The following is a 25,284-nucleotide window of genomic DNA, read 5'->3' as shown; positions in this document are numbered from 1 at the left end:
ATCACGGATCGGCTTGGCACCTGACCGGGGAACGGTAGAGGATACGGGGGTGTCAGCCGAGGCGGGGCCCGCGACGGCGGGGGCCCGGAACGGGGCCGTCCGGCGTGTCCGTCTGCCCGCCGACCGCCGTACGCCCGCCGCCGCCCGCGCGGTCGTCCGCTCCGTCCTCACCGAGGCGCACCTCGACGACCTGGTCAACGAGGCGCTGCTGCTCACCACCGAGCTGACCACCAACGCCGTGGAGCACGCCGGCACCGAACTGGACATCGAGGTCGTGGCGGACGGTGTCGGGCTCTCCGTGACCGTCTCCGACTTCGCGCCCAGCTCGGGCAACGACGAGCTGACCGTCGGCGTCCGCAACGACACGACCGAGATCGACGAGGTCTCCGAGCGAGGTCGCGGACTGCTGCTCGTCGACCACTTCGCCAGCCGCTGGGGCACCACGTACCTGCCGACCGGCAAGGGCGTCTGGTTCCGCCTGGACCGGCCGGGCACCGAGCCGGCCGCCGGCGCCAGCGCCGGCGGCGCGTCGATGACCGGCGGCCCCGGGGCCGCCGAGGGTTCGGCCCCGAGCGCGGGCGCGATGAGCGAACTCATGCAGACCGCCCCCGACATGTACGCGGACGACCCGCTGCCCGACTTCGCCGCCAGCTTGCTCAGCCGGGTGGCCGAGATGGTGGGCGCGGCCGGTGGGGCGGTCCGCCTGGACCGGGGCGACGGGCAGGGCCGACAGCTGTTGGCCCGCTTCGGCCGGCAGCCCCGCCCCGACAGCGAGCTGCTGCGGGTGCCGCTGACCGTGCACCGGCCGTACGCCGGGGAGTTGGAGCTGGACGCCGCGCCGTCGGCGTACGCCCGCCCGTTGGCGGTGCTCACCGCCGAGCGACTGTCGCTGCACCTGGAGAACGACCGGCTGCGCCGGGCGGACGTCCGCCGGCAGGCGTGGCTGACGTTCCTCGCCGAGGCGAGCGAGCTGCTGGCCCAGTCGCTGGACGTCGAGCTGACCATGGCGCTGATCCCACAGTTGGTGGTGCCCCGCCTCGGCCAGTGGTGCGCCGTGCACACCACCGACGAGTGGGGCCGGCTGCGGCTGGCCGCGACCAGCCACGCCGACGAGTCGGTGCTGCCACAGCTGCACCGGGTCCTGGCGGAGACCGGCCCGGATTCCATCCAGGCCCGGCTGCGGGAGGCGTCCCGCAGCGCGGCGCAGATCCCGCTCGGCGGCCCGATGGAGGGCTTCGCGGTCCCGCTGATCGCCCGCGGCCAGCGGCTCGGCACCCTCGCGGTGGGCCGGCACCAGCGCCACCGGCACGACCCGGACGAGGTGGCCGTCCTGGAGGACGTGGCCCGGCGCGCCGCCCTGGCGATCGAGAACGCCCGGATCCACGCCGAGCGTCGACGGGTCGCGCAGACCCTCCAGCAGTCCCTGCTGCCGCCCGTGCTGCCGGTGGTGGACGGCATCGGTTTCGCCGCCGAGTACGTGCCCACCGGCGACGACGCCGAGGTGGGTGGCGACTTCTACGACGTGGTCCCGCTGCCCGACGGGCGCTGGCTCGTGGTGATCGGCGACGTGTCGGGCAAGGGCGTCCAGGCGGCGGCGGTCACCGGGCTCGTACGGGACGTGATCCGGGTGCTGGTCGGTGACGGCAAGCCGTTGCCGGAGGCGCTGGCCCGGCTCAACGAGACGCTCGTCGAGCGGGGCGGCGGCCGGTACTGCACGTTGGCGCTGGCCGCCGTCGGGCCTGGCGACGGCGACCATCTCGACGTGTCCCTGCACCTGGCCGGGCACGACCGGCCGGTGCTGCTGGCCGGCGCGGGCGGCGCCCGGTTCGTCGGTGTCGGTGGCACGGCGCTGGGCCTGCTCGACAGCATCACCTCGCCGACGACGGAGATCACGCTCGCCCCGGGCGACTCGCTGATCTTCTACACCGACGGTGTCACCGAGCGGCGGCGCGGCCGGGAGCTGTTCGGCACCGACCGGCTGCGGGACGCGGCCGCGCCGCTGGCCGGCTACTCCGCCGACGTGGTCGCCGCGCGCCTGCGCGCCGCCGCCATCAACTTCTCGGTCGAGCCACCCCGGGACGACATCGCCGTCCTGGTGCTCCGCAACGACGTGGTCTGAACAGCGCCGGCTCACAGGACCCGCGCAGCGTCACCGGGCCCGCGCAGCCTCACCGGCCCGCACAGCATCACGGGCCGGTGCCAGCGTCACGGGCGGTTCGGCGGCCTCACAGGCCGCCGGGGAGGCGGCCGGGGGCCAGGCGGCGATCCGGGTCGAGATGTTCCTTGGCCGCCTCCAACCGGGCCAGGCCGGCCAGCTCGCCCCACAGGTCGACGGCCTGCCGGACCGCGGCCGGGGCGGAGACGACCAGGCAACGCCCCTGCCGGGCCAGCAGCACCCCACGGACGGCGGCCAGGATGGACGCCACCCGATCGGGCGCCACCGCGCCGGGCAGGGCCGCGTGCACCACGCCCAGACCGGCCGAGCCGCGCACCGGCACGGGCGCGCCGGCCGCGTCGCGCAGCGCGTACACGGCGGCGTGCAGATCGCTGATCGGCACCTCCAGGCGTAGTGCCGTGTCGCCGGGCGCGAACGGGTAGCGACGCCACCACGGTGGTGCCGAGTGGGTCACGGTCGCCTCGCCGTGGAGCAGGCCGACCAGCCGCTCGGCGCGTTCGTTGATCTCGGCCGGGCCGCCTTCGAGCAACACCACGAGGCTGCCCGCCCGGGACGGGGCGCCGGACCGGCCGGACATCGACGGGTGGCGCTCCCGGGCGGTGGCAGCCGGGTGGCCCGGCGGGTACGCGGTGCGCGGCCGGGGCAGGCCACCGGGCAGGTCCAGTTCGATGGCCGCCGGTTCCAGTCGGGCGGCGAGGATCGACCGGATCAGCTCGTGGACCTCCAGCGGGGTCCACACCGGCCGGGACACCCAGAGCCGGCTGGCCGGCACCGGCTGCACCCGCAGGCTCGCCGAGACCAGCACGCCGAGCGCGCCCTGTGAACCGCAGAGCAGCCGGGCCAGGTCGAGCCCCGGCGCGCCGCCGCCGGCGCTGACCAGCTCACCGTCGGCGGCCAGGTAACGGACGCCGACGAGTTGGTCGCACGGGCTGCCGTGGCGGTGCCGCAGTGGGCCGGCCTCTCCGGCGGCGAGCACCCCACCGAGAGTCGCGCCCGGCGAGGGGGCGTCCATCGCGAGCCGCTGCCCGGTGCGCTCCAGAGTGGCCTGTACCGCGCGCAGTGGAGTGCCCGCGCCCACCTCGACCATCGGAGCGCCCACCGGCTCGTGACCGATCCCGGCCAGCCGACCCGTGTCGAGCAGGATGTCGACCTGCGTGGGGGTGGCGCCCCAGTCGATCTTCGTGCCGGCGCCCCGGGCGACCACCGTCAGATCGTGGGCGGCGGCCAGCCGCAGCACCTCGGCCGCGGCGTGTGGACCGCCGGGCACCGCCACCCAGCGGGCCGGACGCCCGGCGACCTCGTCGGCCGGACCGGCGAGTCGGGCGAACGGCGGACCGCAGATCGCCGTCAATCGTCGGGTGATCTCGAGGGCTCCGGACCGGCCGAGGTAACTCGCTGCTGCCGCCATGCCGGCTATCGTACATGTGTTCTAAAGGCGAGGTGGTGATGTTCGGGATGCCACTGGTCCGGCACGTAGGGTGAGCCGGCCGGTAACGTGGCCGCCGTGACCACCGAGACTGCCCCGCCCGCGGCGAAGCGGGTGCCCACCGAGCGCACCCACCACGGCGACACCGTCGTCGACGAGTACGCCTGGCTCGCCGCCAAGGACGACCCGGAGACGATCGCCTACCTGACCGCCGAGAACGCGTACACCGAGGAGCGCACCGCGCACCTGGCCGCCCTGCGCGCGGACCTGTTCGAGGAGACCCGCCAGCGCACCCGCGAGACCGACCTGTCAGTACCCACCCGCAAGGGCGGGTACTGGTACTACACGCGGACGATCGAGGGCCAGCAGTACGGGGTGCACTGCCGGCGCGCGGTCCGCGACGGCGAGTCCGACCCGCCGGTCAGCGCGGACGGCGCTCCGCTCGACGGCGAGGAGGTGCTGCTCGACGGCAACCTGCTGGCCGAGGGGCACGACTTTTTCTCGCTGGGCGCGTTCGACGTCAGCCCGGACGGGCGTTGGCTGGCGTACTCGACGGACTTCTCCGGCGACGAGCGCTTCACCCTGCGCGTCAAGGACCTGAGCACCGGGGAGTTGCTGCCCGACGAGGTGCCGGACACGTTCTACGGCACCGCCTGGTCGGCCGACGCGTCGGTGCTGTTCTACGTGACGGTCGACGACGCCTGGCGGCCGAACCGGGTCTGGCGGCACACCATCGGCTCCGCCGCCTCCGACGACGTGGTGGTGCACCAGGAGGACGACGAGCGGTTCTGGGTGGGCGTCGAGCTGACCCGGTCCGAGAAGTTCGTCCTCGTCGACATCCACAGCAAAATCACCAGCGAGGTGCTGGTGATCCCCGCCGGCAACCCCACCGGCGCGCCGGCCGTGATCGCGCCGCGCCGGCAGGGCGTCGAGTACGCGGTGGAGCACCACGGTCACCGTTTCCTGATCCTGCACAACGACGGCGCGGAGGACTTCGCGCTGGCGTTCACCTCGGCGGACGCCCCCGGCGACTGGGTGCCGCTGATCGAGCACACCCCGGGCACCCGCCTGGAGGCGGTGGACGCGTTCGCGAACCACCTCGTGGTGTCCCTGCGCACCGACGGGCTCACCGGCCTGCGGGTGCTGCCGGTCGGCAGCGACGACGGGTACGACATCGACTTCCCCGAGCCGCTCTACAGCGTGGGTCTGGACGCCAACCCGGAGTACCGCACCGGGCAGGTCCGCCTGCGCTACTCGTCGCTGGTCACGCCCGACTCGGTGTACGACTACGACCTGGTCACCCGGCAGATGGTGCTGCGCAAGCAGAAGCCGGTGCTGCCCGGCCCGGACGGTCGGCCGTACGACCCGGCCGAGTACGAGCAGCACCGCGACTGGGCGCTCGCCGACGACGGCACCCGAGTGCCGATCTCGCTGGTCTGCCGGGTCGGCACGCCCCGGGACGGCTCGGCCCCCTGCGAGCTGTACGGCTACGGCTCGTACGAGGCCAGCATGGACCCGTGGTTCTCGGTGGCCCGACTGTCCCTGCTGGACCGGGGCGTGGTCTTCGCCGTGGCGCACACCCGGGGCGGCGGCGAGCTGGGCCGACGCTGGTACGACCAGGGCAAGATGCTGGCCAAGAGGAACACGTTCACCGACTTCGTGGCCTGCGCCCGGCACCTGGTCAAGGCCGGCTGGACGGCCAGCGACCGGCTGGTGGCCCGGGGCGCGTCGGCCGGCGGCCTGCTGATGGGCGCGGTCGCCAACCTCGCTCCGGAGGCGTTCACGGGGATCGTGGCGCAGGTGCCGTTCGTGGACGCGCTCACCTCGATCCTCGACCCGTCGCTGCCGCTGACCGTCACGGAGTGGGAGGAGTGGGGCAACCCCCTCGAGGACCCCGAGGTGTACGCGTACATGAAGTCGTACACGCCGTACGAGAACGTCGCGGCGGTGGACTACCCGGCGATCCTCGCGGTGACCAGCCTCAACGACACGCGGGTGCTCTACTCCGAGCCGGCGAAGTGGATCGCGCGGCTGCGGGCGACCGCACCGCAGGGCGACTACCTGCTCAAGACCGAGATGGGCGCTGGGCACGGCGGCCCGAGCGGTCGTTACGACGCCTGGCGCGAGGAGGCGTTCATCAACGCCTGGATCCTGGACCGCCTGGGCCGCGCCTAGGCCCTAGCCGGTCCGACACGGCCGTGGCGGCGCACCGCCGCCACGGCCGGTCAGGCCGTCCGCAACTCGTCCACCGCCGTGCTCACCCGCAGGAACAGCAGGCCGACACCGACCGTCACCAGCACCGCCGCCAGGGCGCCGGCGCCGAGCCAGGCCAGGTGCTCCAGGGGTACGGCGACAGTCCGCTCCTGCGCAGCGGTCTGCACGAGGTGGGTGTACTGGTCACGGGTGGCCGGGTCGTCGCAGAGTTCCGCCGTGGCGTCACAGACCAGCGTCGACGATGCGCTCGTGGTGGTGCTGGGGAAGAGTCCCCGGCCGAGCAGCGCTCCGACGGTGAGCGCCAGCAGGATCGCCGGCACCGCGGGGGCGAGCGCCTGCCAGGCCACCGATCCGCTGAGCGTGGCGCGGGGCACGCCGGTGGCGACCAGCGCGGCGTAGGCGCGTCGGCGGGCGACGATTCCCTCGACCAGCGCGACGATCAGACCGCCCGCCGCGATCAGCACCGCGACGGCCACCGCGGCGTCGACCAGGTCCATGGTCGACAGGTAGAACGGGTTGGCACCGCCGTCGTCCACCCCGGCGAGGCGATTCTGCTCCCGTTCCAGCGCGTCCTGCGCGACGAAGTAGGCGCGCTGGGCCGCCGCTCCGGCACCGAAGATCACGGCGGCCAGCAGGGCGGCGAACGTCCGGCTGCCCGCCCACGGGTCGGCCATGAGCCGGCCCGCCGCGAGCAGCGCCGACGCGCCCCGGGCGTGCCGGCGCAGCAGACGCCCGCAGGTGTACGAGATCCAGCCGGCGCCGACCACCACCCCGATCATCGCGGTGAGTCCGCTCACCAGGAACAACAGCGGCACCAGCCAGCCCAGCAGCACGGCGTTGCCCTCGACCCGGTAGAGCAACGGGCGGACGGCGATGAAGGAACCCAGACCCAGACCGATCAACAGCCCGGCCCACGGACGTGGACCCCGCTCGCGGGCGGCCTTGCGACTGACCCCGAGCGGGCTCGTCGTGACGGTACGCAGCATCAGGGCGGTGGCCAGCGCCGCGATCACCGGCAGACCCAGCACCACCGCGACGAGCGCGCCGACCGGGGGCAGCACATCGGTGGGCAGCGCCAATCGGCCCTGGTCGTCCGGCCGGTGCAGGAGATCGCGGCCGACCAGGTAGACGCCCAGCCCGGCGAGGGTGCCGAGCAGGCTGGCCAGGCCGGTCTCCAGGATCGCCAGCCGGGTGACCTGACCGGGGGTCGCGCCGGCCAGCCGGAGCGCGGCGAGTCGCCGGTCCCGGGCCGGCGCGCCGAGCCGGGCGCACTGGCCGGCCAGCGCCAGTACCGGGACGGTCAGCATCAGCAGCGCGAACGCGGTCCCGCCGCGTAGTCCCGGCTCACGCAGCAGCGCGTTGCGGTACTGCTCGGACTGCGCCCAGGCGTCGCCGGCCGGTTTCTCGATCGCGAGGACGGTGAGCGCCGCCAGCCCCGCCAGCGTCGCCAGCAGCGCGCTGAGCGCGGTCAGCACGACGCGTGCCGTGTCGGTCCGGTTGCCGGCCAGCGCGAGCCGCACCAGCGTCGCCGGCCTCACCGTGCGCCGCCCGCCAACGGCACGTGCAGCCCCAGGCCGGTGTGGTCCACCAGGCCGTCGCGCAGCACGATCTCCCGATCGGCGTACGCGGCGATCCGCGGCTCGTGGGTGACCAGCACGACGGAGGTCCGTTGCTCACGTGCGAGCCGGACCAGCTGGGTGAGCACCTGCTCGCCGGTGAGCGTGTCGAGCGCGCCGGTCGGCTCGTCGGCGAAGAGCACCCGCGGCTCGGTGACCAACGCCCGCGCCGTCGCGCAGCGCTGCTGCTGACCTCCGGACATCTCACCGGGCCGCAGGTCGGCCAGGTCGGCCACCCCGAACCGTTCCAGCCAGGTGAGGGCCGCCGTCTGTGCCTCTCGCCGCCCCGTGCCGGCGAGGAGCAGGGGCAGGGCCACGTTCTCGGCCGCGGTCAGTTCGGCGACCAGTTGACCGAACTGGAACAGCACACCGAACTCGGTACGCCGCAGCCGGGACCGGGCGGCCTCCGACCAGGTGTCGATCCGGTGGCCGCGCCAGGTGACCTCACCCGCGTCGGGCCGGAGGATCCCGGCCAGGCAGTGCAGCAGGGTCGACTTGCCGCAGCCGCTCGGCCCGGTGACGGCGACGATCTCGCCCTCGGCCACGTCGAGCGTCACACCGCGCAGGGCGGGCGTCGGGCCGTACGCCCGAACCACGCCGCGGGCCTGGAGTTGCGTCACGCGTGCACCTCCCGGTGCCAGTCGGCGACCCGGCCCAGCGTGGTGTGCAGCCACCGCAGGTCGGCGTCGAGATGGGCGATCGCGAAGTCGGCCGCGACCACGTCGTTGAGGGTGGCGGCCGGGTCGGTCTTGACCGCCGTCAGTTCCCGCAGCCGCGCGGTGTGCGCGGCCCGCTGGGCGACCAGGTACGAGCGTGCCCGGTCGACGTCGGCGACCAGCAGCGCCACGACGACCTTGGCGAAGAGCGTGCTGGCCACGTACGGCATCGGTGATTCCACTTCGGACAGCCACCGGTCCAGGGTGGAGCGCCCCTCGTCGGTCAGCGCGTACGCCGTGCGGTCCGGCCCGGATGCGCGGTCCTGGCCGGCGGTGGCCACCAGCCCGTCCCGTTCGAGGCGACCGAGGGTCGCGTAGACCTGCCCGAAGGCCAACGGTCGGGCCCGGGGCAGCCGCTGGTCATGCGCACGCTTGAGCTCGTACCCGTGCCGGCTCCCCCCGGCCAGCAACCCCAGCAGAACATGCGGCGTGGACACCCACCCCACTATTCACCCAGCGAATACCCCAGTCAACATCCCCCACCCCACCCACCACCCACCCCGCACCCTCGTGATCAAGAGGTTCGCGTCATCGACAGGCCGGAATTTGACGCCAACCTCTTGATCACCGGGGCAGAGAGGGGGCGGAGAGCCCCGGGGGTGGAGGGGGCGGCCGTTAGCGGCGGCGGAGGACTACTACGGCTACGTCGTCCTGGATCTTGTCGGGGGCCAGTTCGACAAGTAGGCGGGCGCAGAAGTCGTCCAGGTTCTCGTCCACTGTGGCCGACACCGCGGCGAGGGCGGCCAACCCCTCGTCGATGGTGGCGTCCCGGCGCTCGATCAGGCCGTCGGTGTAGAACACCAGCGTGGCACCGGCCGGCAGCACGAACTCCAGGTCTGCCGGACGGGGCGCGCGGACGCCGAGCAGAGGCGCCGAGTGCTGCACGAACTCGATCTTGCCGTCGCGGTGCAGCAGCGGCGGCAGGTGACCGGCGCTGGCCAGCCGGACCCGGCCGCTCGGCGGGTGCAGCAGCAGGACGCACAGTGTGGCCAGCTCATCCGGCAGCAGGGTACGCATCAGCTCGTTGACCCGGTGCAGGATCTCGCCGGGTTGGTGCCCCTCGACGGCGTACGCCCGCACCGCGTGCCGCAGCTCGGCCATCACGGTGGCCGCGTGCAGCGAGTGGCCGGCGACGTCCCCGATCGCCAGCAGGAGGTGCCCGTCGAGCATCACCAGCTCGTAGAAGTCGCCGCCCACCTCGGTCTGCGCGCTGGCCGGCTCGTAGCGCACCGCGAGGTCCAGTCCGGCGACCGTGGGCAGGCTGCGCGGGAGCAGGCTGCGCTGGAGGGTGACGGCGATCCGGTGCTCCTCGTCGAAGGAGCGCTGGGCCTCGACGGCCGCCGCCACGGCCTGGGCGAGCTGCACGAGCACCGGCGTCCGGGCGGTCTGGGTGGCGGTGGGTACGACCACGTAGAGCGGCGCGCGGTCCTCCCGCAGCTTGGCCGCGGCCACGGTAACCGTGTCGTTCGCCGGCCAGGTGAGCAGGCCCCAGTTCTGCGGGGGCTCGACCCGCACGGTGGCGCCGGTGGGCACTCCGGTGTCGTCGACGACCCACGGCACGATGGCGGCGTCCGCGCCGGGACCGGCGCAGACACCGGCGATGCAGTCACCGTCGAACGTCTCGGCGATCACGGCGGCCGGGCTCTTGAAGATCTGTGCGGCACCCGCCGCGGCGACCTCCAGCAGCCGCGCGAAGGTCGACGCGGCGTGCACCGCGACGGTGGTGTCGGCGAGGCCCAGCAGCCGCTCGGCGAGCAGTTCGGCGCGCTGCCGGGCCTGGTAGTAGCGCAGGACCGCCCGGGAGGTGGCGATCAGCTCCTCCGGCTCGATCGGCTCGGCCAGGTACGCGTCCGCCCCCCGGGTGAGCCCCTGGGCGCGGTCGGCGACGTCCACGGCGTGCGCGGAGACGTGGATCACCGGCATCGCCGGGTGCGCCGCCTTGATCCGCTCGCACACCTCGTAGCCGCTCAGGTCGGGCAGCCGGACGTCCAGCACCACCAGGTCGATCCGGTCCGTCCCGACCCGGGCCAGCGCCTCGGCGCCGCTCTCCGCTTCGAGGACGGTGTACCCGGCCCGGCTGAGCCAACTGACCAGCAGGTAACGCTTGGTACGACTGTCATCGACCACCAGGACGGTCGTCGGCGCGGCGTCCACCGTCACGCTCCGCCTGTGGGCAGGGAGACGGTGAAGGTACTACCCCGGCCGGGCTCGCTGGCCAGCTCCAGTGTGCCGCCGAGCAGGGTCACCAGCCGCCGGGCGTACGGGAGGCCGAGGCCGGTGCCGCCGACCCGGGTCGCGCCGGGCACCTGGTAGAACTCCTCGAAGATCCGATCGTGCAGCTCGGGGGCGATACCCGGGCCGGTGTCGCTGACCTCGAAGTTCCACCGGTCGTCGCGGCGTCGGGCGCGCAGCCGTACCTCGCCGCGCTCGGTGAACTTCAAAGCGTTGTGCAGCAGGTTGCGCAGCACCTGGCCGAGCAGCACCTCGTCCGTGCGCAGCACGGCCGGCGCGGTCGGCTCCTCCACCGTCAGCTCCACCCCGGGCCGGGTGGCCAGCGCCCGCATGGTGCCGCGCAGTTGACCGAAGACCGGGCGCAGGTCGACGTCGGCCCAGTCCGGCTCGATCCGGCCGGATTCGGCCTTGGCGAGGTCCAGCAGTTCGTTGACCAACCCGAGCAGGTCCTCCGCCGAGGAGCGGATGAGGCCGACCTGGCGGACCTGTTCGGTGGTGAGGGGGTCGGACGAGGAGTCCGCGAGCAGGCGTCCCAGCCCGATGATCGCGGTCACCGGGGCGCGCAGCTCGTGGCTCACGTTGGCCAGGAACCGGCTCTTCGACTCGCTCGCGGCGCGCAGTTGGGCCGACTTCTCGTCCAGCTCGGCGTAGAGGGCGACGACTCCCCGGTTGGTCGCTTCCAGCTCCTCGGTGAGCTGGTTGTAGAGCGCCAGCACGCCGCGGTTGGTCTCGGCCAGTTCCTCGTTCAGCACGGCCAGCTCGTCACGCTGGCTGCGCACCTCGTCGAGGGCCGCGATGAGCTGGCCGTTCTGCACGGTCAGTTCGTCCAGCGCACTGCCCGGCGCGGTGCGGCCGAGTTCGGAACGGAACTCGGCCAGCCGCTCCGGAGTCGGCGTCGGCGCGTTCGCCGGGACTCTGCGGGACATCCTTACGACCGTAACCCCCTCGGAGGTCGTGACGCTCAGGGTGTCGACCAGGCGGGACACCGCACCGGACTGCGGCTCGTACCGGCCGTCGGGCAGCGGCCCCACCGGCGCCAGGTCGGCGCGGAGGTGGAAGCGGCCGTCGGCGCGCCCGTCGACGTGGAACGTGACGTCCGCGCCGCCGGTGATCCGCAGCAGGTCCCGGGCGACCTCGCTGAGCGCCGTGGCGATTCGTACCTGGTCCTGGTGTTCGAGGCCCACCACGCCGGCCACCTCGCGGCCACGCTGGCGGATGACGAAGATGTCCTGTTCGACGCGAAGCGCCATCTGTAACAGCGGCACCGAGGCCGGATCAACGCTCATGCCCGGACCTCGCGACCAGGACGCAGGCGTCGTCGCGCCGCGTTCCGGCGTCGCGCAGCAGGGTGGCCGCCAGCACCAGCGGAGAGCGTTCGACGATGCCCGGATAGTCGGTCAACCGCCAGCGGTCGACGACGCCGTCGCTGTGCATGACGAGCCGGGCGTCCGGTCCGAACGGGTAGTCGTAGCCGCGTACCGTCGGCCGTTGGTGCCCGGCGATGCCGGGCAGCGACACGAGCCCGCGACGCTGGCCGTCACCGTCGACGATCACGCCGGAGATGTTGCCCAGGCCGGCGTAGTGCAGGACGCCGGCGGCCAGTTCGGCGACCGCGAGCGCCGCGCCACGGGTGTGCGACATGCTCCGGTGCAGGTGGCTCACCACCGCCGCCGGCGAGCCGGCCGGAGCGTTCCGGAAGGCGGCGACGGCGGCCTCGGTGGCGGCGGCGGCCAGGGGGCCGTGCCCGAGACCGTCGCTGACGAGCACCTGGTGCCGACCGTCGACGAGCCGGACGGCGTACCCGTCACCGCTGACCGTCTCGCCGGGGATCGGCCGGGTGAGACCGCCGGCCCAGGACGGTGTCGCCGGTTCGGCCGGCCAGACCTGGACGGCGAAGACGGTCCCCCTGCCGGGCAGGGAGTACCCGTCGAACCAGCTCGCCTGCCGGACGATGGCGCCGAGGCCGATGCCGAGCGTGCCGGTGGTGGAGTGCCCGTCCCGGGAGGAGACGGTGAGGTCGGCCATGCCCGGCCCGGAGTCGATGGCGACCATCTCCACGCCGGCCTGCCCGGCGCGGCGGACCGGCCGCAGCAGCAGGACGCCGTCGTCGGCGTGCTTGACGAGGTTGCTGGTCAGTTCGGCGGCGACGATGGCCAGGTCCGCGATGCGGGCCGCACCCATCTCCAGCTGCTCGCCGAGGCGTTCGGCCGCACGTCGTACGGCGCTTGCCGCGCTGCTGGCCTCCACACGGAACCAGATGCCACTGTCGGTGACCGGATCCCCGTTCACCGGGCCCACTTGGTGACCGTGATCCGGGTGCCGGTCTCCGCCGATGTCTCGATCTCGAACTCGTCGACCAGACGGCGGGACCCGCTGAGGCCGAGGCCGAGGCCGCCGCCGGTGGTGTACCCGTCGGTCAGGGCCAGGTCGAGGTCGGCGATGCCGGGGCCGGAGTCGGCGAAGACGATCTGGAGGCCCTTGCGGCGGCCGTTGTCCACGGTCGTCACCTCGACGGTGCCGCCGCCGCCGTACACCAGGGTGTTACGGGCCAGCTCGCTCGCGGCCGTGACCACCTTGGTCTGGTCGACCAGTGACAGCTTGACGGCGACCGCCACCGACCGGACCAGTTGCCGGACGCGGACCACGTCCTCGTCGCTGCGGACCGACTGCGCCTGCGGATGGCCCAGTTCGATGCCCGTTGTCACGGCGTGGCCGTCTCGGCGTCCGGTTCGTCGTCGAGCTGGTAGTCGAGCTCGTCGGCGTTGGCCGCCGCGATCAGCTCCATGCCGCGCTCGACGTTCAGCGCGGTACGGATGCCGTTCAGCGACAGCCCCAGTTCGACAAGTGTGATGGCGACGGCGGGCCGCATGCCGACCACCACCGTCTCCGCGTCGAGGACCTTGGAGATCGACGCGATGGTGGAGAGCATCCGGCCGACGAACGAGTCGACGATGTCGAGCGCGGTGATGTCGATGATGACGCCGTGGCAGCCGGTGGCCACGATCCGCTCGGCGAGATCATCCTGGAGCTGGACCGCCGTCTGGTCGGACATGTCGAGCTGGATGGAGACGAGCAGGATGTCACCGATCTTGAGGATCGGTACGCGTTCCATCAGGCGTCCCTGCGTGACTGGCGGCGGGCGGCGTCGATCCCGGTGAGCCGCAGCACGTGGCGCAGCGCGTCGGCGAGGCTGGCCTTGGTGGCGATGTCGCCGAACTCGATGCCGAGCGCCACGATGGTCTGCGCGATCTGCGGGCGGATGCCGGAGATGATGCAGTCGGCACCCATCAGCCGGGCGGCCACCACGGTCTTCAGGATGTGCTGGGCGACCTGGGTGTCCACGGCCGGGACGCCGGTGATGTCGATGATCGCGTACGGGGAGCCGGTGTCGACCAGGGTCTGCAGCAGCCGCTCCATGACCACTTGGGCCCGGGCGGAGTCCAGGGTGCCGACCAGCGGGACGGCGACCACGCCCTCCCAGAGCTTGACCACCGGGGTGGAGAGTTCGAGCAGCTGCTCGGCCTGGTCGGCGATCAGGCTCTCGCGGGTGCGCACGAAGCTCTCGAAGGTGAACAGGCCCAGCTCGTCGACCAGCTTGGAGTAGGCGACGAAGTCGTGCAGCGCGTTGGCGGCGCCGGACTCCTGGAGCAGCTCGGCCAGCACGTCCTTGAGCGCGAAGACGCTGATCGACGTCTCGGTGGCGGAGAAGCCCTGGCGGGCCCTGCCCCGGGACAGCTCGGAGAGCGCGGCGCGCAGCTCGGCGGCGCTCTCGGCGGAGAGGTCGAGGCTGCCCTGCTCGGCGACGTCGACGACGGCCCGCTGCAGGTCCTCGACCTGCCGGCGCAGCTCGGCGTGGCTCAACCGGCCCCGGAGCGACCCGGCGACGATGTCGGTCCACCGCTGCGTGACCTGCTCGGCCTGCCCGCCCAGCAGCGCGGCCAGCCGACCACTTTCCTCGGCGTTCAACGCCATCGCGAAAACCCCCCTCGACCTGGACCGGCCGGACTCTATCACCGGGGTCTGCACAACTACTTGCTCCGTAGCAATGGAATGACGATGGCCACCGGATGGCGGCTCCCGTTCTGCGTGCGACCCCGGTCGTGGGATACCGTTCCCCCGATAACAGGAGGTCTGGCGAATGTCCCTGACGGTGCACACGGAACAACGCGGCGACGTGGTCGTCGTGTCGGTCGCGGGCGAGCTGGACATGGCAACCGCACCGCAGTTGCAGGACCAGATCACCGACCTGCTCGACAAGGGCCGCAACCGGCTGGTGTTCGACCTGGCGGACGTCTCGTTCTGCGACTCGACCGGTCTGTCGGTGTTCGTTCGCGCCAAGAACAGCTGTGACGAGGCCGGCGGTGTGGTGCGGTTGGCCGCTCCGCAGCGCGGCGTGCTGCGCATCCTCGAGGTGAGCGGGCTCGTCGAGGTGCTGCACACCTATCCGACGGTGGACGAGGCCGTCGCCGGCGAACCGACCCCGGCGTCCTCCTGACCGCTGTTTCGACCTACTCGTCCTCGACGTAGCGGGGACGGGCGATTGCCATGCCCGCCGCCGTCTGCACGGCGAGCGCGGCGAGCAGGAATCCGATCGGCGCCGTCCAGCCGCCGGTGATCTCGTAGAGGATGCCGACCGACAGCGGGCCGAGGGCGGCGATCACGTACCCGGTGCTCTGCGCGAAGGCCGAGAGCGCGACGGTCCCCTCGGCGGTGCGCGCGCGCAGGCCGATCGTGGTGAGGATCAGCGGGAACGCGCCCTGGCCGAGCGCCAGCAGGGTCACCCAGAGCAGCGCGGCGCCGTGCGGTGCCAGCGCCAACCCCAGGTAGGCGAGCGCCGACGCGCCGGTCAGGCCGAGGATCAGCGGGCGCAGGGTGGCGAGCCGGCCGGCGAGGGTGGGCATCAGCAGCGCGATCGGCACGCCGAGCGCGGTCACCCCGGCGAGCAGCAGCCCGGCCGACTCGGGCCGGTAGCCGGCGTCGCGGAACAGTTGGGCGAGCCAACCCATGATCGCGTACCCGCTGAGCGACTGCGCCCCGAAGTAGATCGCCATGGCCCAACCCAGCCGGGTCCGCGCCGGCCGGACCCGGGCGGCGACGGCCGCCGTCGGGGTCGCGCGCCGCGCGCCCCTGCGGGTCCGCAGCGCCAGCGGCACCCACGGGAGTACGGCCACCGCGGCCAGCCCGGCCCAGACTCCGAGCCCGGCCCGCCACGACCCGAACGCGTGGGCGATCGGCACGGCGGTGCCGGCGGCCACCGTCGTGCCCAGGGTCAACGCCATGGTGTACGCCCCGGTCACGAGGCCGGTCCGGTGGCCGAAGTGCTGCTTGACGAGCATGGGCAGCAGGATGTTGGCGACCGCGATGCCGGCCAGCGCCAGCGCGCTGGTGAGCACGAAGATCCAGGCGGAGTCGGTGGCGGCCCGGAGCACCTGGCCGGTGGCCAGGGCGATCATGCCGACCACCAGCACCCGGGCCGGGGCCACCCGGCGGACGAGCCACGGGGTGAGCGCGCCGAGGCCGGCGAACGCGATGGTCGGCAGGGTGGTGACCAGCCCGGCCATGGTGCCGGAGAGCCCCAGCCCGTCGCGGATCTCGTCCAGCAGTGCGCCGAGGCTGGTGACCGCCATGCGCAGGTTCAGCGCGACCAGCAGCATCCCGACCAGCACCAGCGCGCCACCGGTGGCCGGGCGCGTACGCCGGACGCCGGGTTCGCGCGCCGGTTGGGTGTCGACGGGTGCGGGCAGGGCCGGAGCGGCGGCGGCTGGCGGGGTCATGACCTCTAACCTACAATCATGGGATGAATTTCAGGCCGGTGATGTAACCAGTGCCACCGTCGGTCGATTCCCCCGCCGCGCAGCCAGCCGTGCCTCCCCGGGGGCACCGCGTCCGGCAGACCATCGAGCAGCTCCGGGCCCGGATCCTCGGCGGCGAGTGGCCGGTGGGCGGGCGCATCCCCACCGAGCCACAGTTGGTCGCCGCCCTGGGCGTCGGGCGCAACACGGTCCGCGAGGCCGTCCGCGCCCTCGTGCACGCCGGGGTGCTGGAGTGCCGGCAGGGCTCCGGCACCTACGTGGTGTCCACCGACGAACTGGCCCCTGTCGTGGCCCGTCGACTGGGCGACGACCGGATGACCGAGGTCATCGAGGTACGCCGCGCCTTCGAGGTGGAGGCGGCCCGGCTCGCCGCGCTGAGGCGTACACCGCAGGACCTGGCGGCGCTCGACGGCGCGCTCGCCGACCGCGAGGCGGCCTGGCGCGGCGGCCGGGTCGACGCGTTCGTCGAGGCCGACGCGGCGCTGCACGTCGCGGTGGTCGCCGCCGCGCACAACACGATGCTCGCCGAGCTGTACGCCTCCGTCGGCGCCGCGCTGCGCAGCACCGTCGCCCAGGCGATGGGTGACGCCCTCACCCCCGAGCGCTACGTCGACCACACCCGGCTGGTCGAGGCGATCCGGGCCGGCGACGCGGGCCGGGCGGCGATCGAGGCCGGCGCTTTTCTGGAGCCGGCCGACGGGGCATAGGTTGTCCGCGACGGAAAACCGGACACCTCGGGAGTACGGATGCTCAAGGGCTTCAAAGACTTCATCATGCGCGGCAACGTCGTCGATCTGGCGGTCGGTGTCGTCATCGGCGCCGCGTTCACGGGCGTGGTCACCCAACTCACCAAGTCGTTCCTCGACCCGCTGATCCGGGTCTTCGTGCTGCTCATCACCGGCAGTGACAAGGGCCTGGCCGGCACGGCCCCGAAGTTCCGCGGCATCGCGTTCGACTGGATCGCCTTCGTCAACGCGGTGATCACGTTCCTGCTCACCGCGGCGGCGCTGTACTTCCTGGTCGTCTACCCGATGAACCGGCTGGCCGAGCGGCGCAAGCGGGGCGAGGAGCCGCCGCCGGCCGCCCCGAGCGAGGAGGTCAAGCTGCTCACCGAGATCCGGGACGCCCTGGTCTCCGCCGGTCACACCACCCCGGGACAGCAGCGCGGGGCGCTGGACGACGTGCTGGGCCGCCGCACCGAGCCGCCGGCGCCGCGCTGACCGGAACGGATGCACATCGGCCCCTGCGGGAATCCCGCAGGGGCCGCATCTTCTCGTACGTGTGTTCGATAGAGTCCGGCCATGGAGCAGCGGAAGCACTGGTGGAACGGGAAATGGGGGCGGCTGGCCCGGCGGGACGTCTTCCTCCGGGTGGACGCCGATCGGTGGCACGTCGAGCAGCGGGCCGGCGGCGCCGAGGGCATTTCGCGGTTCTACGAGTACGGCAGCGCGGACGAGGCCGAGGAGACGGTCCGGGCGCTGCTCGACGGCACGGACACCTGGCGGGAGCTGTCCCCACGCCCACCGGGCGGCTGGACCCTCCCGAACGGCTGAACGACGGACGGACGGTGGCGCTGGACGGCCGCCACTGTTGCGCGCGGGTCGGGGGCGATGTCGCTTCTGGCGGTGATGACTCAGCGGCATATTTATGCCCGAGAGTCATCAGGCGCTCCGGAGCGGTCGCCTCCGGGCCGTCCGGCGATGGCGTTTAGTGACGCGCCACCCCGGGAACCGCTGAGAGATGGACCAGCAGGACGAGCAGCAGGCGACCATCTCGCGGATCACCACCGGGATGCCGGTGATCGACGTCGCCGGCACCGAGATCGGCACCGTGGACCTCGTCCAGCGGGGTGACCCGAACGCGGTGACCGTGCAGACACCGACCGCCGACCCGGGCAGCAGCCTGGACGAGCTGATCGAGGCGACGGCGGTCGAGGAGCCGGACGTGCCGGCCGACCTGGCGGCGCGTCTGCTGCACACCGGCTACCTGAAGGTCTCCACCGAGTCGGCCGACGGCGCCGTGTACGTCCCGGCCGACCGGATCGGCTCGGTGGCCGACGGCCGGGTCCTCCTCGCCGTGGGCATGACCGACCTCCCCCGCGAGGAGTGACCCCGTCGCCCTGATCGACTCGGGTTCCCGCAAACCGGGGCGTCGCCGCGGCTCGGACACCCCGCCTTCAATGAACCCGAGTGGATCAAGCCGGGAGCCGTGAGCTCTCCGGGGCGGGCGGGACGGGCGCGGTCGGGACGGGCGCGGTCGGGCGGCGGCGGAAGAGCAGCAGCATCAGGCAGCCGGCGACCAGCCCCCAGAACGCGCCTCCCACGCCGATCAGCGTCACCCCGGACGCGGTCACCACGAAGGTGACCACGGCGGCCTCCCGGGCCTGGGGATCGGTCACCGCCGCGGCGAGCGCGGTGGCGAGCGCGCCCAGCAGAGCCAGCCCGGCGACGGCCTCGATGAGGATCGGCGGCGCGACCGCGACCAGGGCGGTGGCGACGCCCGCGCCCAGGCCGAGCAGGGCGAGCCCGACGCCGGCGGTGACCGAGGCGACCCACCGACGCTCCGGGTCGGGATGCGCGTCGGGACCCGCCGCCAGCGCGGCGGTGATCGCCGCGAGGTTCACGGCGTGTCCGCCGGCGGGGGCGGCCAGCAGGCTGGCGAGCCCGGTGGCGCGGAGCGCGGCGCCGAACGGCGGGCGGTAGCCGTAGCCGACCAGCACCGCCATGCCGGGTACGTTCTGCGCCGCCATCGTGACCAGGAACAGCGGCAGGGCCAACCCGATCAGCGCGGACGCGTTCCAGGCCGGCACGGTCAGGGTGACCGACGGGATCAGCGCGGTGCCGCTCAGCCCGGCCGGCGGCGCGGTCAGCGCGAGCGCCACCACCGCCACCAGCAGCGCGCCGGGTACAGCCCAGCGACGGGCGAACCGGTGCAGCAGCAGCCAGCCGGCCACCACCGGACCGGCCACCAGGGGCAGTTCGACGAGCGCCCGGACCGGCGCGGTGCACAGCGGCAGCAGCACCCCGGCGAGCATTGCGCCGGCCACCGGCTTGGGGATCGCGGCGACCGCGCGGCTCAGCGGCGGGAAGAGACCGGCCGCGACGATCAGCGCCCCGGAGACGAGGAAGGCGCCCACCGCGACCGGCCAGCCTCCGGGCGGTGGCCCGGTCGCCACCAGCAACGCCGCGCCCGGCGTCGACCAGGCGACGCTCATCGGGATGCGGTGCCGCCAGCCCAGCCAGGCGGCGGCGAGCCCGCACGTCACGCAGAGGGCGAGCAGGCCCGAGGCTGCCTGCGCGTCCGACGCGCCGACCGCCCGGAGCCCGGCCAGGACGACGGTGAACGAACTGGCGAAGCCGACCAGCGCGGTCACCACGCCGGCCAGCGCCGGTTGCGCGCGTCCGCCCATGTCGCCACCTCCCGAGTGTTCCGTTTACGGAACGGCAGTGTGTAGGACCATAGTCGGATGCCGCAGCCACCACCAGCGGGCCGTCCGGGCCTCGACGTGGACCCCGCCGTCGTCGGCCGACGCGTACGCGCGCTGCGCGAGGAGCGGGGGCTCTCCCTGTCCACACTGGCCCGGCTCGCCGGCATCGGGAAGGCGACCCTCTCCGGCCTGGAGAACGGCACCCGCAACCCGACCCTGGAGACGCTCTGGGCGGTCACGGCGCAGCTCGGCGTGCCGTTCACCGCCCTGCTGGCCGGCCCGACCCCCGGGCCCGTCGTGCACGGCGCCGCCGTCACCGCCGCCCTGCTGGAGGTGTTCACCGACACCGACGCGACCTACGAGCTGTACCGGATGCGCGTCGCGCCGGGCGTCGTGCAGAACTCCCCCGCCCACCAGCCGGGCGTCACCGAACACATCACCGTGTTCGCCGGGGTGCTGCGGGCCGGACCGGCCGACGCGCCACTGACCGCCCCGGCCGGCGGTCACCTCCGGTGGGTCTCCGACGTGCCGCACACGTACGCGGCGGTGGGCGACGAGGAGGTCGCCGCGAGCCTGCTGCTGCGCTACCCCCGTCGCTGACCCCGACTCAGTCCACCGGGGCGGGGACCGGCATCCGCCGGCGTACCGCCCAGAGCGCCACCTCGGTCCGCGACGCCGAGCCCGTCTTGCGCAGCAGGTTCGACACGTGCACGGTCACCGTGCGCACCGAGATGCCGAGCGCCTTGGCGACCTGCTTGTTCGACATACCGCTGACCAGGCAGCCCAGCACCTCGACCTCCCGGGCGGTCAACTCCGCGTCGACCGCCTCCACCGGACCGAGGGGCGTACGCGGCCCGGGCGGCCGCCGCAGCAACGCGTCCGGCCCTTCACCGGCGTACGCGGCCAGCAACTCGGTGAGGGCGTACGCGTTGCCGCCGGTCTGTCGCCAGACCGAGGTGACGAGCCGGTCCGACAGTGGAGCACCCTCGTACACCTGGGTCAGCACCTCGGCGACCTCGGCCGGGCGCAGCGGGCCCAGGTGTTGGCGCACGACGCCGCGTACCCCGCAGAGGCGGGCCAACGCGCGGCGGGTCAGGTCCGGGGCCACCGCGTCGGCGGCCGGCCGGCTGGCGACGATCAGCAGCGCCGGCAGCTCGGCCACGGTGGCCAGCTCACCGACCAGGTTGACGCTGGCCGGGTCGAGTGCGTGCAGGTCGTCCACGACCAGCACCGCCGGGCCGGCGCCGACCAGCAACTGGACGGTACGGACGGCGAGGCGCAGCAGGGTGCCCGGCGCGTAGCGCTCGCGGGGCGCGGTGGGCTGCTGGGCGAGCCACGCCAGCGCGTCGGGCGGCAGGGCGAGCGAGCCGGTGTCACGGCCGGTGAGCACCGCCGCCAACCAGTCGTACGGGGCCGGACCGTGCACCCGGGCAGCCCCCGAGAGCACCACGGACGGACGCGGCATGAGGGCCTCCACCGCGGCGGCGACCAGCAGACTCTTGCCCACGCCGGCCGCGCCGGTGAGCACCGCGACGGTCGGCGCGCGACGCTCGGCGGCTGCCACGGAGGACCACGCCCGGTCGAGCTCGGCGAGCTCGCCGGCGCGTCCGACCATGGACACCGGCATCATTTCTCAACCCTACGCAGTAGTGCGTAGAGACGAAGGCGGGGTGTTCTTGGCAAGCTGACACCATGACGCTCATCCTCCGCTCGGCCATCCTCAACGACATCGGCCTGGTCCGCACCAACAACGAGGACTCGGCCCTCGCCGGCGACCGCCTGATCGCCGTCGCCGACGGCATGGGTGGCCTGCCCGCGGGTGAGGTGGCGAGCGAGATCGTGATCCGGATCCTGGACGAGCTGACACCACCCACCGAGCCGGACGCGGCCGCGGACGCCCTGCGCGCCGTGGTCAGCACCGCCAACCAACGCATCCACGCGGCGATCACCGTGGACCCGGCGCGCGAGGGGATGGGCACCACGCTCACCGCCGCGCTGCTGGCCGGCGAGACGTTGGTGCTGGCCCAGGTCGGTGACTCCCGCTGCTACCTGCTGCGCGACGGGGAGCTGACCCAGCTCACCCGGGACGACACGTTCGTGCAGGCGCTCGTCGACCAGGGCACCCTCTCCCCGGACCAGGCCCGACACCACCCGCAGCGTTCGCTGGTGACCCGGGCCGTGCAGGGCGCGGACACCCCGCCGGCCGTCGGCGTGCTCACCGTCGTGCCCGGCGACCGGCTGCTGCTGTGCAGCGACGGGCTCTCCGACTACGTCGAGGACGACGCCATCGCGGCGGCGCTGGGCATGTACTCCGACCGCCAGCAGTGCGGCGAGCAGTTGGTGAAGCTGGCCCACCACGCCGGCGCTCCGGACAATGTGACGGTCGTCGTCTCGGACGTCACCACCCGCTGACCGTTCCGACCCGCTCGACGGTCCCACGGGGGCCACCCGACCGGGTCCGGTCGCCGCAACTAGGTGGTTGTGCCATCTAGGTTGCGGCGCTAGTGTCCCGGCTGTGGATTCCGACCGGCGCGGGCAGTGGCTGCGGGGGGTGCTCGACATCTGCGTCCTGGCCCTGTTGGCCGAACGCGAGTCCTACGGCTACCAACTCGCCCAGGCGCTCGACGCGGCGGGCGTCGGACCGATCCAGGGCGGCACGCTCTATCCGGTCCTGCTGCGCCTGCAGAAGACCGGTCTGGTGACGGCCCAGTGGCGGGAGGGCACCGCCGGACCGGCCCGCAAGTACTACCGGCTCACCGAGGCCGGGCAGGTGGCGCTGCGCGAGGGCGGCAGCGCCTGGCTCACCTTCGTGCGGCCGGTGAACGACATCGTCACGAAGGGGGTTGCCGGGTGAACGTCGACGACTGGCTCCGGACATTCGCCGCCGAGCTGCACCAACGCCGGGTCGCGGCGGACGCCGCCCGGCACGTGGTCGCCGAGGCCGCCACACACCTGCGCGACTCCGGCGGCGACCCCTGGGTCGTCTTCGGCCCGCCCCAGCAGTACGCGGGCGTGATCGTGGAGAGCATCGGCACCGCGCCCGGGCCACGCCCCGGACCGGTCCGGCTGCACGCGGCGGGCATCACCAAGCGGTACGGCCGGCAGACGGTGCTGCGGGACGTCTCGTTGACCGTCCGGGCCGGACAGATCGCGGCGGTGGTCGGCGCGAACGGCTGCGGCAAGAGCACCTTCCTACGGATCTGTGCCGGGTTGATGTCGCCGGACGCCGGCGAGGTGACCGTCGGCGGGCGGCTCGGCTTCTGCCCGCAGTCCGGTGGCACCTCCGACTTCCTGCTCGCCGACGAGCACTTCGTGCTGGTCGGCGCCGGCCAGGGCATCGCCCGTGGACCGGCCCGCCGCGCCGGCCGTGCGGCGGCCCGACAACTCGGGTGGGAGGCGGGCGGCGCCGTGCAGGCCCGGCACCTCTCCGGCGGCACGCGGCAGAAGCTCAACCTGACCATCTCCACCCTCAGCGAGCCGGACGTCCTGCTGCTCGACGAGCCGTACCAGGGTTTCGACCAGGGCACCTACGTCAACTTCTGGGATCAGCTCAGCCGGTTGCGTGACGAGGGCGCGGCGATCGTCGTGGTGACCCACCTGCTCAACCAACTCGACCGGGTGGACACCGTGCTCGACCTGACCCCGGCACACCAGTCCGGGCGGGTCGCGCCCGGTGTTCGAGGAGGCCGCCCGTGAACAGGCTCGTCACCGTCGCCGAGATGACGCTGCGGGAACTGCTGCGGCGTCGGGGCGTACTCCTGCTGCTGTTGTTGATGCCGTTGACCTTCTACGTGATCCGGCGGGACGCGTACCTCGGGCAGTCCGTCCGGTCGCTGCTGCTCGGGGTCTGCTGGGCGGTGAGCACCGCCGCGCTCTTCGCGACCACCGCGGCGCGGGAGCTGGAGCCGAGGCTCCAACTGGCCGGCTACCGTCCGCACCACCTCTACCTGGGTCGGATGCTCGGCCTGTGGGCGGTGGGGCTCGTCATCTCCGTACCCTTCTTCCTCCTGCCGATGCTCGACGGCGCGGACCTGCGCTACGGCGGCCTGGTCGCGGCGCTGCTGTGCTGCGTCGCGGTGGCGGCGCCGTTCGGGATGCTGATCGGCACGCTGCTGCCCCGTGAAATGGAGGGGACGCTGCTGCTGCTCACGGTGGTGACCGTGCAGATGCTCATCGACCCGGCCGAGTCGGGGGCGCGGTTGACGCCGTTCTGGTCGAGCCGGGAGATCGCCACCTGGGCGGTGGACCACACCGACGACGGTTACCTGACCCGGGGTGTGCTGCACGGCCTCACCGTGACCGCCCTGCTCGTCGTGGGCGTGGCCACCGTGGCCGGTGTGCGGCTGCGCCGCCGACGGCACCTGCGCCACCTGTCCGTCGGCTGAGTGGATCCGGTCAATCCGGTTGCTCCGCTCATCTCGACGGGTTGAGATGAGCGGATGACCATCCGCCGGGTGACCGCCGACGACCGTCTCACCACCAGCTTCCCGCTGGCCGCGTACGCCTTCGAGTCGTCACCGCTGGGCGCCGCGCGGGTCGAGCAGTTCCGTGACTACCTGCCCTACAGCGAGGGCAACACGACGCTCACCGTCGAGGAGGACGGCGTCACGCTGGCCACCGCCTCGGCCATCCCGATGCGGCAGAACCTGCGCGGGGTGGTCCTGCCGATGGCCGGCGTCGCCAGTGTGGCCACCCATCCGCTGGCCCGCCGGCAGGGGCACGTACGGACGCTGCTGCACCAACTGCTCGACGAGATGCGCGACGAGGGGCACACGGTCAGCGCGCTCTACCCGTTCCGGCCCAGCTTCTACGCCCGGTTCGGCTACGTGGGGCTGCCCAAGCCGCGCACGCTCACCTTCACCCCGGCCGACCTCGGGCCGCTGCTGCGTGCCGAACTGCCCGGCGAGGTCGGCTGGGAGCGGATCGGGGCGGGCTACCCGGCGTGGCGCGCGTTCACCGAGCGCTGCCTGCGGGACCGGCACGGCTTCTCGCTCTTCCCGGACTACCGGGCGGTCGGGCTGCGTGACCGCGACGAGCACTGGCTGCTCACCGCCCGGGTGGACGGCGAGGTCACGGGCGCGGTCACCTACCGGATCGACGAGTACGGCGGCATGCTGCACGGCAACGAACTGCTCGCCGCCGACCCGCTCGCCCGGATGCTGCTGTTGCAGTTCCTCGCCCGGCACGTCGACCAGGTCGGACGGGCCAGCGTCCAGGTGCCGCCGGACGAACTGCCCGAGCTGTGGCTCACCGACCTGGACGTGCACGTCGAGGTACGGGCCGGCCGCCCCGGGGCGTCCGCGCCGATGGCCCGGCTCCTGTCGCTGGACGCGTTGCGGGGGCTGCCCACCGGGCCGGGTCGCGTCCGCGTCGAGCTGACCGGGGACCGGTGGCTGACCGGGACGCACCTGCTGGACGGCACGAGCGGCGCCCTGGACGTCGCCGACGACGGCAACGGTCCGGCGCCGACCGCGACCCTCACCGCGGCGGGGCTCTCCGCCCTGGCGTACGGGGTGCTGGACCCGTCGGAGCTGCCGTTGCGAGGGCTGGGCGAGGTGCCGGTCGACGCCGCCGCCGAGCTGCGCGGCATCTTCCCGCGCGCGGTGCCGTACCTCTTCGCCGACTTCTGAGCGCGGTTTGCCGCCCCCACCATCCGGGGTACGG

26 protein-coding genes are annotated in these 25,284 nt (G+C 73.4%); 13 read left to right on the top strand and 13 right to left on the bottom strand.

The window, feature by feature from the left end:
- The first annotated feature begins 49 nt into the window (after positions 1–49).
- Positions 50–2,119 carry a SpoIIE family protein phosphatase gene (locus ACTFTM_RS02520; protein WP_449564259.1) on the top strand — a complete coding sequence of 690 codons (2,070 nt, stop codon included), beginning with the start codon at positions 50–52 and terminating at the stop codon, positions 2,117–2,119.
- 106 nt (positions 2,120–2,225) lie between these two features.
- On the opposite strand, the gene ACTFTM_RS02515 is transcribed toward ACTFTM_RS02520, so the two are convergent.
- Positions 2,226–3,584: an FAD-binding oxidoreductase gene (locus tag ACTFTM_RS02515; protein WP_449564258.1), complete on the bottom strand. Its 1,359-nt coding sequence runs from the start codon at positions 3,582–3,584 to the stop codon at positions 2,226–2,228.
- Positions 3,585–3,680: 96 nt separating this feature from the next.
- Here ACTFTM_RS02515 and ACTFTM_RS02510 point away from each other — a divergent pair, with 96 nt between their 5' ends.
- Complete coding sequence (locus tag ACTFTM_RS02510) at positions 3,681–5,777, top strand: S9 family peptidase (RefSeq protein ID WP_449564257.1); 2,097 nt, start codon at positions 3,681–3,683, stop codon at positions 5,775–5,777.
- A gap of 50 nt (positions 5,778–5,827) precedes the next feature.
- Here ACTFTM_RS02510 and ACTFTM_RS02505 read toward each other — a convergent pair whose 3' ends face one another.
- The 9 genes from ACTFTM_RS02505 to ACTFTM_RS02465 all read right to left on the bottom strand — a co-directional run bounded on the left by ACTFTM_RS02505 (position 5,828) and on the right by ACTFTM_RS02465 (position 14,352).
- Positions 5,828–7,354 carry an FtsX-like permease family protein gene (locus tag ACTFTM_RS02505; RefSeq protein WP_449564256.1) on the bottom strand — a complete coding sequence of 509 codons (1,527 nt, stop codon included), beginning with the start codon at positions 7,352–7,354 and terminating at the stop codon, positions 5,828–5,830.
- Positions 7,351–8,052 carry an ABC transporter ATP-binding protein gene (locus ACTFTM_RS02500; RefSeq protein ID WP_449564255.1) on the bottom strand — a complete coding sequence of 234 codons (702 nt, stop codon included), beginning with the start codon at positions 8,050–8,052 and terminating at the stop codon, positions 7,351–7,353. Before ACTFTM_RS02500 ends, ACTFTM_RS02505 begins: the two co-directional genes overlap by 4 nt.
- A complete protein-coding gene (locus ACTFTM_RS02495; protein ID WP_449564254.1) occupies positions 8,049–8,585 on the bottom strand; it encodes a PadR family transcriptional regulator in 537 nt (178 codons plus the stop codon). The genes ACTFTM_RS02500 and ACTFTM_RS02495 overlap by 4 nt, the downstream gene beginning before the upstream one ends.
- Positions 8,586–8,763: 178 nt before the next feature.
- Positions 8,764–10,302 carry a SpoIIE family protein phosphatase gene (locus tag ACTFTM_RS02490; RefSeq protein ID WP_449564253.1) on the bottom strand — a complete coding sequence of 513 codons (1,539 nt, stop codon included), beginning with the start codon at positions 10,300–10,302 and terminating at the stop codon, positions 8,764–8,766.
- A gap of 2 nt (positions 10,303–10,304) precedes the next feature.
- Positions 10,305–11,666, bottom strand: coding sequence for a sensor histidine kinase (locus tag ACTFTM_RS02485; RefSeq protein WP_449564252.1), 1,362 nt, complete (start codon positions 11,664–11,666; stop codon positions 10,305–10,307).
- Entirely contained in the window at positions 11,656–12,669 is a 1,014-nt protein-coding gene (locus ACTFTM_RS02480; RefSeq protein WP_449564251.1) for a SpoIIE family protein phosphatase, read from the bottom strand. The genes ACTFTM_RS02485 and ACTFTM_RS02480 overlap by 11 nt, the downstream gene beginning before the upstream one ends.
- Positions 12,666–13,085, bottom strand: a complete 420-nt coding sequence (locus tag ACTFTM_RS02475) for an anti-sigma regulatory factor (RefSeq protein WP_449564250.1) — start codon at positions 13,083–13,085, stop codon at positions 12,666–12,668. The genes ACTFTM_RS02480 and ACTFTM_RS02475 overlap by 4 nt, the downstream gene beginning before the upstream one ends.
- Positions 13,082–13,492 carry an STAS domain-containing protein gene (locus ACTFTM_RS02470; protein ID WP_449564249.1) on the bottom strand — a complete coding sequence of 137 codons (411 nt, stop codon included), beginning with the start codon at positions 13,490–13,492 and terminating at the stop codon, positions 13,082–13,084. Before ACTFTM_RS02470 ends, ACTFTM_RS02475 begins: the two co-directional genes overlap by 4 nt.
- Positions 13,492–14,352 (bottom strand): STAS domain-containing protein, encoded by an 861-nt coding sequence (locus ACTFTM_RS02465; protein WP_449564248.1) that lies wholly within the window; start codon positions 14,350–14,352, stop codon positions 13,492–13,494. The genes ACTFTM_RS02470 and ACTFTM_RS02465 overlap by 1 nt, the downstream gene beginning before the upstream one ends.
- Positions 14,353–14,518: 166 nt before the next feature.
- Here ACTFTM_RS02465 and ACTFTM_RS02460 point away from each other — a divergent pair, with 166 nt between their 5' ends.
- Positions 14,519–14,875, top strand: coding sequence for an STAS domain-containing protein (locus tag ACTFTM_RS02460; RefSeq protein ID WP_007454464.1), 357 nt, complete (start codon positions 14,519–14,521; stop codon positions 14,873–14,875).
- Positions 14,876–14,888: 13 nt separating this feature from the next.
- Here ACTFTM_RS02460 and ACTFTM_RS02455 read toward each other — a convergent pair whose 3' ends face one another.
- The gene (locus tag ACTFTM_RS02455; protein ID WP_449564247.1) at positions 14,889–16,154 is read right to left on the bottom strand and encodes an MFS transporter; all 1,266 of its coding nucleotides are present in this window, start codon (positions 16,152–16,154) and stop codon (positions 14,889–14,891) included.
- A gap of 50 nt (positions 16,155–16,204) precedes the next feature.
- Here ACTFTM_RS02455 and ACTFTM_RS02450 point away from each other — a divergent pair, with 50 nt between their 5' ends.
- The 4 genes from ACTFTM_RS02450 (at position 16,205) to ACTFTM_RS02435 (ending at position 18,302) form a co-directional block, all read left to right on the top strand.
- Entirely contained in the window at positions 16,205–16,900 is a 696-nt protein-coding gene (locus tag ACTFTM_RS02450) for a FadR/GntR family transcriptional regulator (protein ID WP_449564246.1), read from the top strand.
- A 39-nt stretch (positions 16,901–16,939) separates the two neighbouring features.
- Positions 16,940–17,413 carry a large conductance mechanosensitive channel protein MscL gene (mscL, locus tag ACTFTM_RS02445; protein WP_422737782.1) on the top strand — a complete coding sequence of 158 codons (474 nt, stop codon included), beginning with the start codon at positions 16,940–16,942 and terminating at the stop codon, positions 17,411–17,413.
- An 81-nt stretch (positions 17,414–17,494) separates the two neighbouring features.
- Positions 17,495–17,746: a hypothetical protein gene (locus tag ACTFTM_RS02440; RefSeq protein WP_355048337.1), complete on the top strand. Its 252-nt coding sequence runs from the start codon at positions 17,495–17,497 to the stop codon at positions 17,744–17,746.
- A gap of 187 nt (positions 17,747–17,933) precedes the next feature.
- Positions 17,934–18,302, top strand: coding sequence for a hypothetical protein (locus ACTFTM_RS02435; protein ID WP_421474041.1), 369 nt, complete (start codon positions 17,934–17,936; stop codon positions 18,300–18,302).
- Between the two features lie 85 nt (positions 18,303–18,387).
- Here ACTFTM_RS02435 and ACTFTM_RS02430 read toward each other — a convergent pair whose 3' ends face one another.
- Positions 18,388–19,602 (bottom strand): benzoate/H(+) symporter BenE family transporter, encoded by a 1,215-nt coding sequence (locus ACTFTM_RS02430; RefSeq protein WP_449564245.1) that lies wholly within the window; start codon positions 19,600–19,602, stop codon positions 18,388–18,390.
- Positions 19,603–19,659: 57 nt separating this feature from the next.
- Between ACTFTM_RS02430 and ACTFTM_RS02425 the strand changes: the two genes are divergently transcribed.
- Positions 19,660–20,220 carry a helix-turn-helix domain-containing protein gene (locus ACTFTM_RS02425; protein ID WP_449564244.1) on the top strand — a complete coding sequence of 187 codons (561 nt, stop codon included), beginning with the start codon at positions 19,660–19,662 and terminating at the stop codon, positions 20,218–20,220.
- 7 nt (positions 20,221–20,227) lie between these two features.
- On the opposite strand, the gene ACTFTM_RS02420 is transcribed toward ACTFTM_RS02425, so the two are convergent.
- Positions 20,228–21,250: a LuxR C-terminal-related transcriptional regulator gene (locus ACTFTM_RS02420; RefSeq protein ID WP_449564243.1), complete on the bottom strand. Its 1,023-nt coding sequence runs from the start codon at positions 21,248–21,250 to the stop codon at positions 20,228–20,230.
- Positions 21,251–21,312: 62 nt separating this feature from the next.
- Between ACTFTM_RS02420 and ACTFTM_RS02415 the strand changes: the two genes are divergently transcribed.
- From ACTFTM_RS02415 to ACTFTM_RS02395, 5 genes are all read left to right on the top strand, one after another.
- Entirely contained in the window at positions 21,313–22,032 is a 720-nt protein-coding gene (locus ACTFTM_RS02415) for a PP2C family protein-serine/threonine phosphatase (RefSeq protein ID WP_433536549.1), read from the top strand.
- 103 nt (positions 22,033–22,135) lie between these two features.
- Entirely contained in the window at positions 22,136–22,474 is a 339-nt protein-coding gene (locus ACTFTM_RS02410) for a PadR family transcriptional regulator (protein WP_449564242.1), read from the top strand.
- Complete coding sequence (locus ACTFTM_RS02405) at positions 22,471–23,316, top strand: ATP-binding cassette domain-containing protein (protein ID WP_449564241.1); 846 nt, start codon at positions 22,471–22,473, stop codon at positions 23,314–23,316. The genes ACTFTM_RS02410 and ACTFTM_RS02405 overlap by 4 nt, the downstream gene beginning before the upstream one ends.
- On the top strand, positions 23,313–24,005 hold the full coding sequence (locus ACTFTM_RS02400; RefSeq protein WP_449564240.1) for an ABC transporter permease: 693 nt from the start codon (positions 23,313–23,315) through the stop codon (positions 24,003–24,005). The genes ACTFTM_RS02405 and ACTFTM_RS02400 overlap by 4 nt, the downstream gene beginning before the upstream one ends.
- A 54-nt stretch (positions 24,006–24,059) precedes the next feature.
- Positions 24,060–25,250, top strand: a complete 1,191-nt coding sequence (locus ACTFTM_RS02395) for a GNAT family N-acetyltransferase (RefSeq protein WP_449564239.1) — start codon at positions 24,060–24,062, stop codon at positions 25,248–25,250.
- The last annotated feature ends 34 nt before the right edge of the window (positions 25,251–25,284 follow it).

It is taken from the genome of Micromonospora sp. RB23 (genome assembly GCF_053585025.1).
Note: the sequence above shows the minus strand (reverse complement) of the source record. Positions and strands in the feature narration are given on the sequence as shown.

What these genes read in the sequence shown, in the direction of transcription:
- ACTFTM_RS02515 (WP_449564258.1), bottom strand. Translation starts at nt 3,584, where the DNA reads ATGGCGGCAGCAGCGAGTTACCTCGGCCGGTCCGGAGCCCTCGAGATC.
- ACTFTM_RS02485 (WP_449564252.1), bottom strand. Translation starts at nt 11,666, where the DNA reads ATGAGCGTTGATCCGGCCTCGGTGCCGCTGTTACAGATGGCGCTTCGC.
- ACTFTM_RS02470 (WP_449564249.1), bottom strand. Translation starts at nt 13,492, where the DNA reads ATGGAACGCGTACCGATCCTCAAGATCGGTGACATCCTGCTCGTCTCC.
- ACTFTM_RS02465 (WP_449564248.1), bottom strand. Translation starts at nt 14,352, where the DNA reads ATGGCGTTGAACGCCGAGGAAAGTGGTCGGCTGGCCGCGCTGCTGGGC.
- ACTFTM_RS02460 (WP_007454464.1), top strand. Translation starts at nt 14,519, where the DNA reads ATGTCCCTGACGGTGCACACGGAACAACGCGGCGACGTGGTCGTCGTG.
- ACTFTM_RS02455 (WP_449564247.1), bottom strand. Translation starts at nt 16,154, where the DNA reads ATGACCCCGCCAGCCGCCGCCGCTCCGGCCCTGCCCGCACCCGTCGAC.
- mscL (WP_422737782.1), top strand. Translation starts at nt 16,940, where the DNA reads ATGCTCAAGGGCTTCAAAGACTTCATCATGCGCGGCAACGTCGTCGAT.
- ACTFTM_RS02440 (WP_355048337.1), top strand. Translation starts at nt 17,495, where the DNA reads ATGGAGCAGCGGAAGCACTGGTGGAACGGGAAATGGGGGCGGCTGGCC.
- ACTFTM_RS02435 (WP_421474041.1), top strand. Translation starts at nt 17,934, where the DNA reads ATGGACCAGCAGGACGAGCAGCAGGCGACCATCTCGCGGATCACCACC.
- ACTFTM_RS02430 (WP_449564245.1), bottom strand. Translation starts at nt 19,602, where the DNA reads ATGGGCGGACGCGCGCAACCGGCGCTGGCCGGCGTGGTGACCGCGCTG.
- ACTFTM_RS02425 (WP_449564244.1), top strand. Translation starts at nt 19,660, where the DNA reads ATGCCGCAGCCACCACCAGCGGGCCGTCCGGGCCTCGACGTGGACCCC.
- ACTFTM_RS02420 (WP_449564243.1), bottom strand. Translation starts at nt 21,250, where the DNA reads ATGATGCCGGTGTCCATGGTCGGACGCGCCGGCGAGCTCGCCGAGCTC.
- ACTFTM_RS02415 (WP_433536549.1), top strand. Translation starts at nt 21,313, where the DNA reads ATGACGCTCATCCTCCGCTCGGCCATCCTCAACGACATCGGCCTGGTC.
- ACTFTM_RS02395 (WP_449564239.1), top strand. Translation starts at nt 24,060, where the DNA reads ATGACCATCCGCCGGGTGACCGCCGACGACCGTCTCACCACCAGCTTC.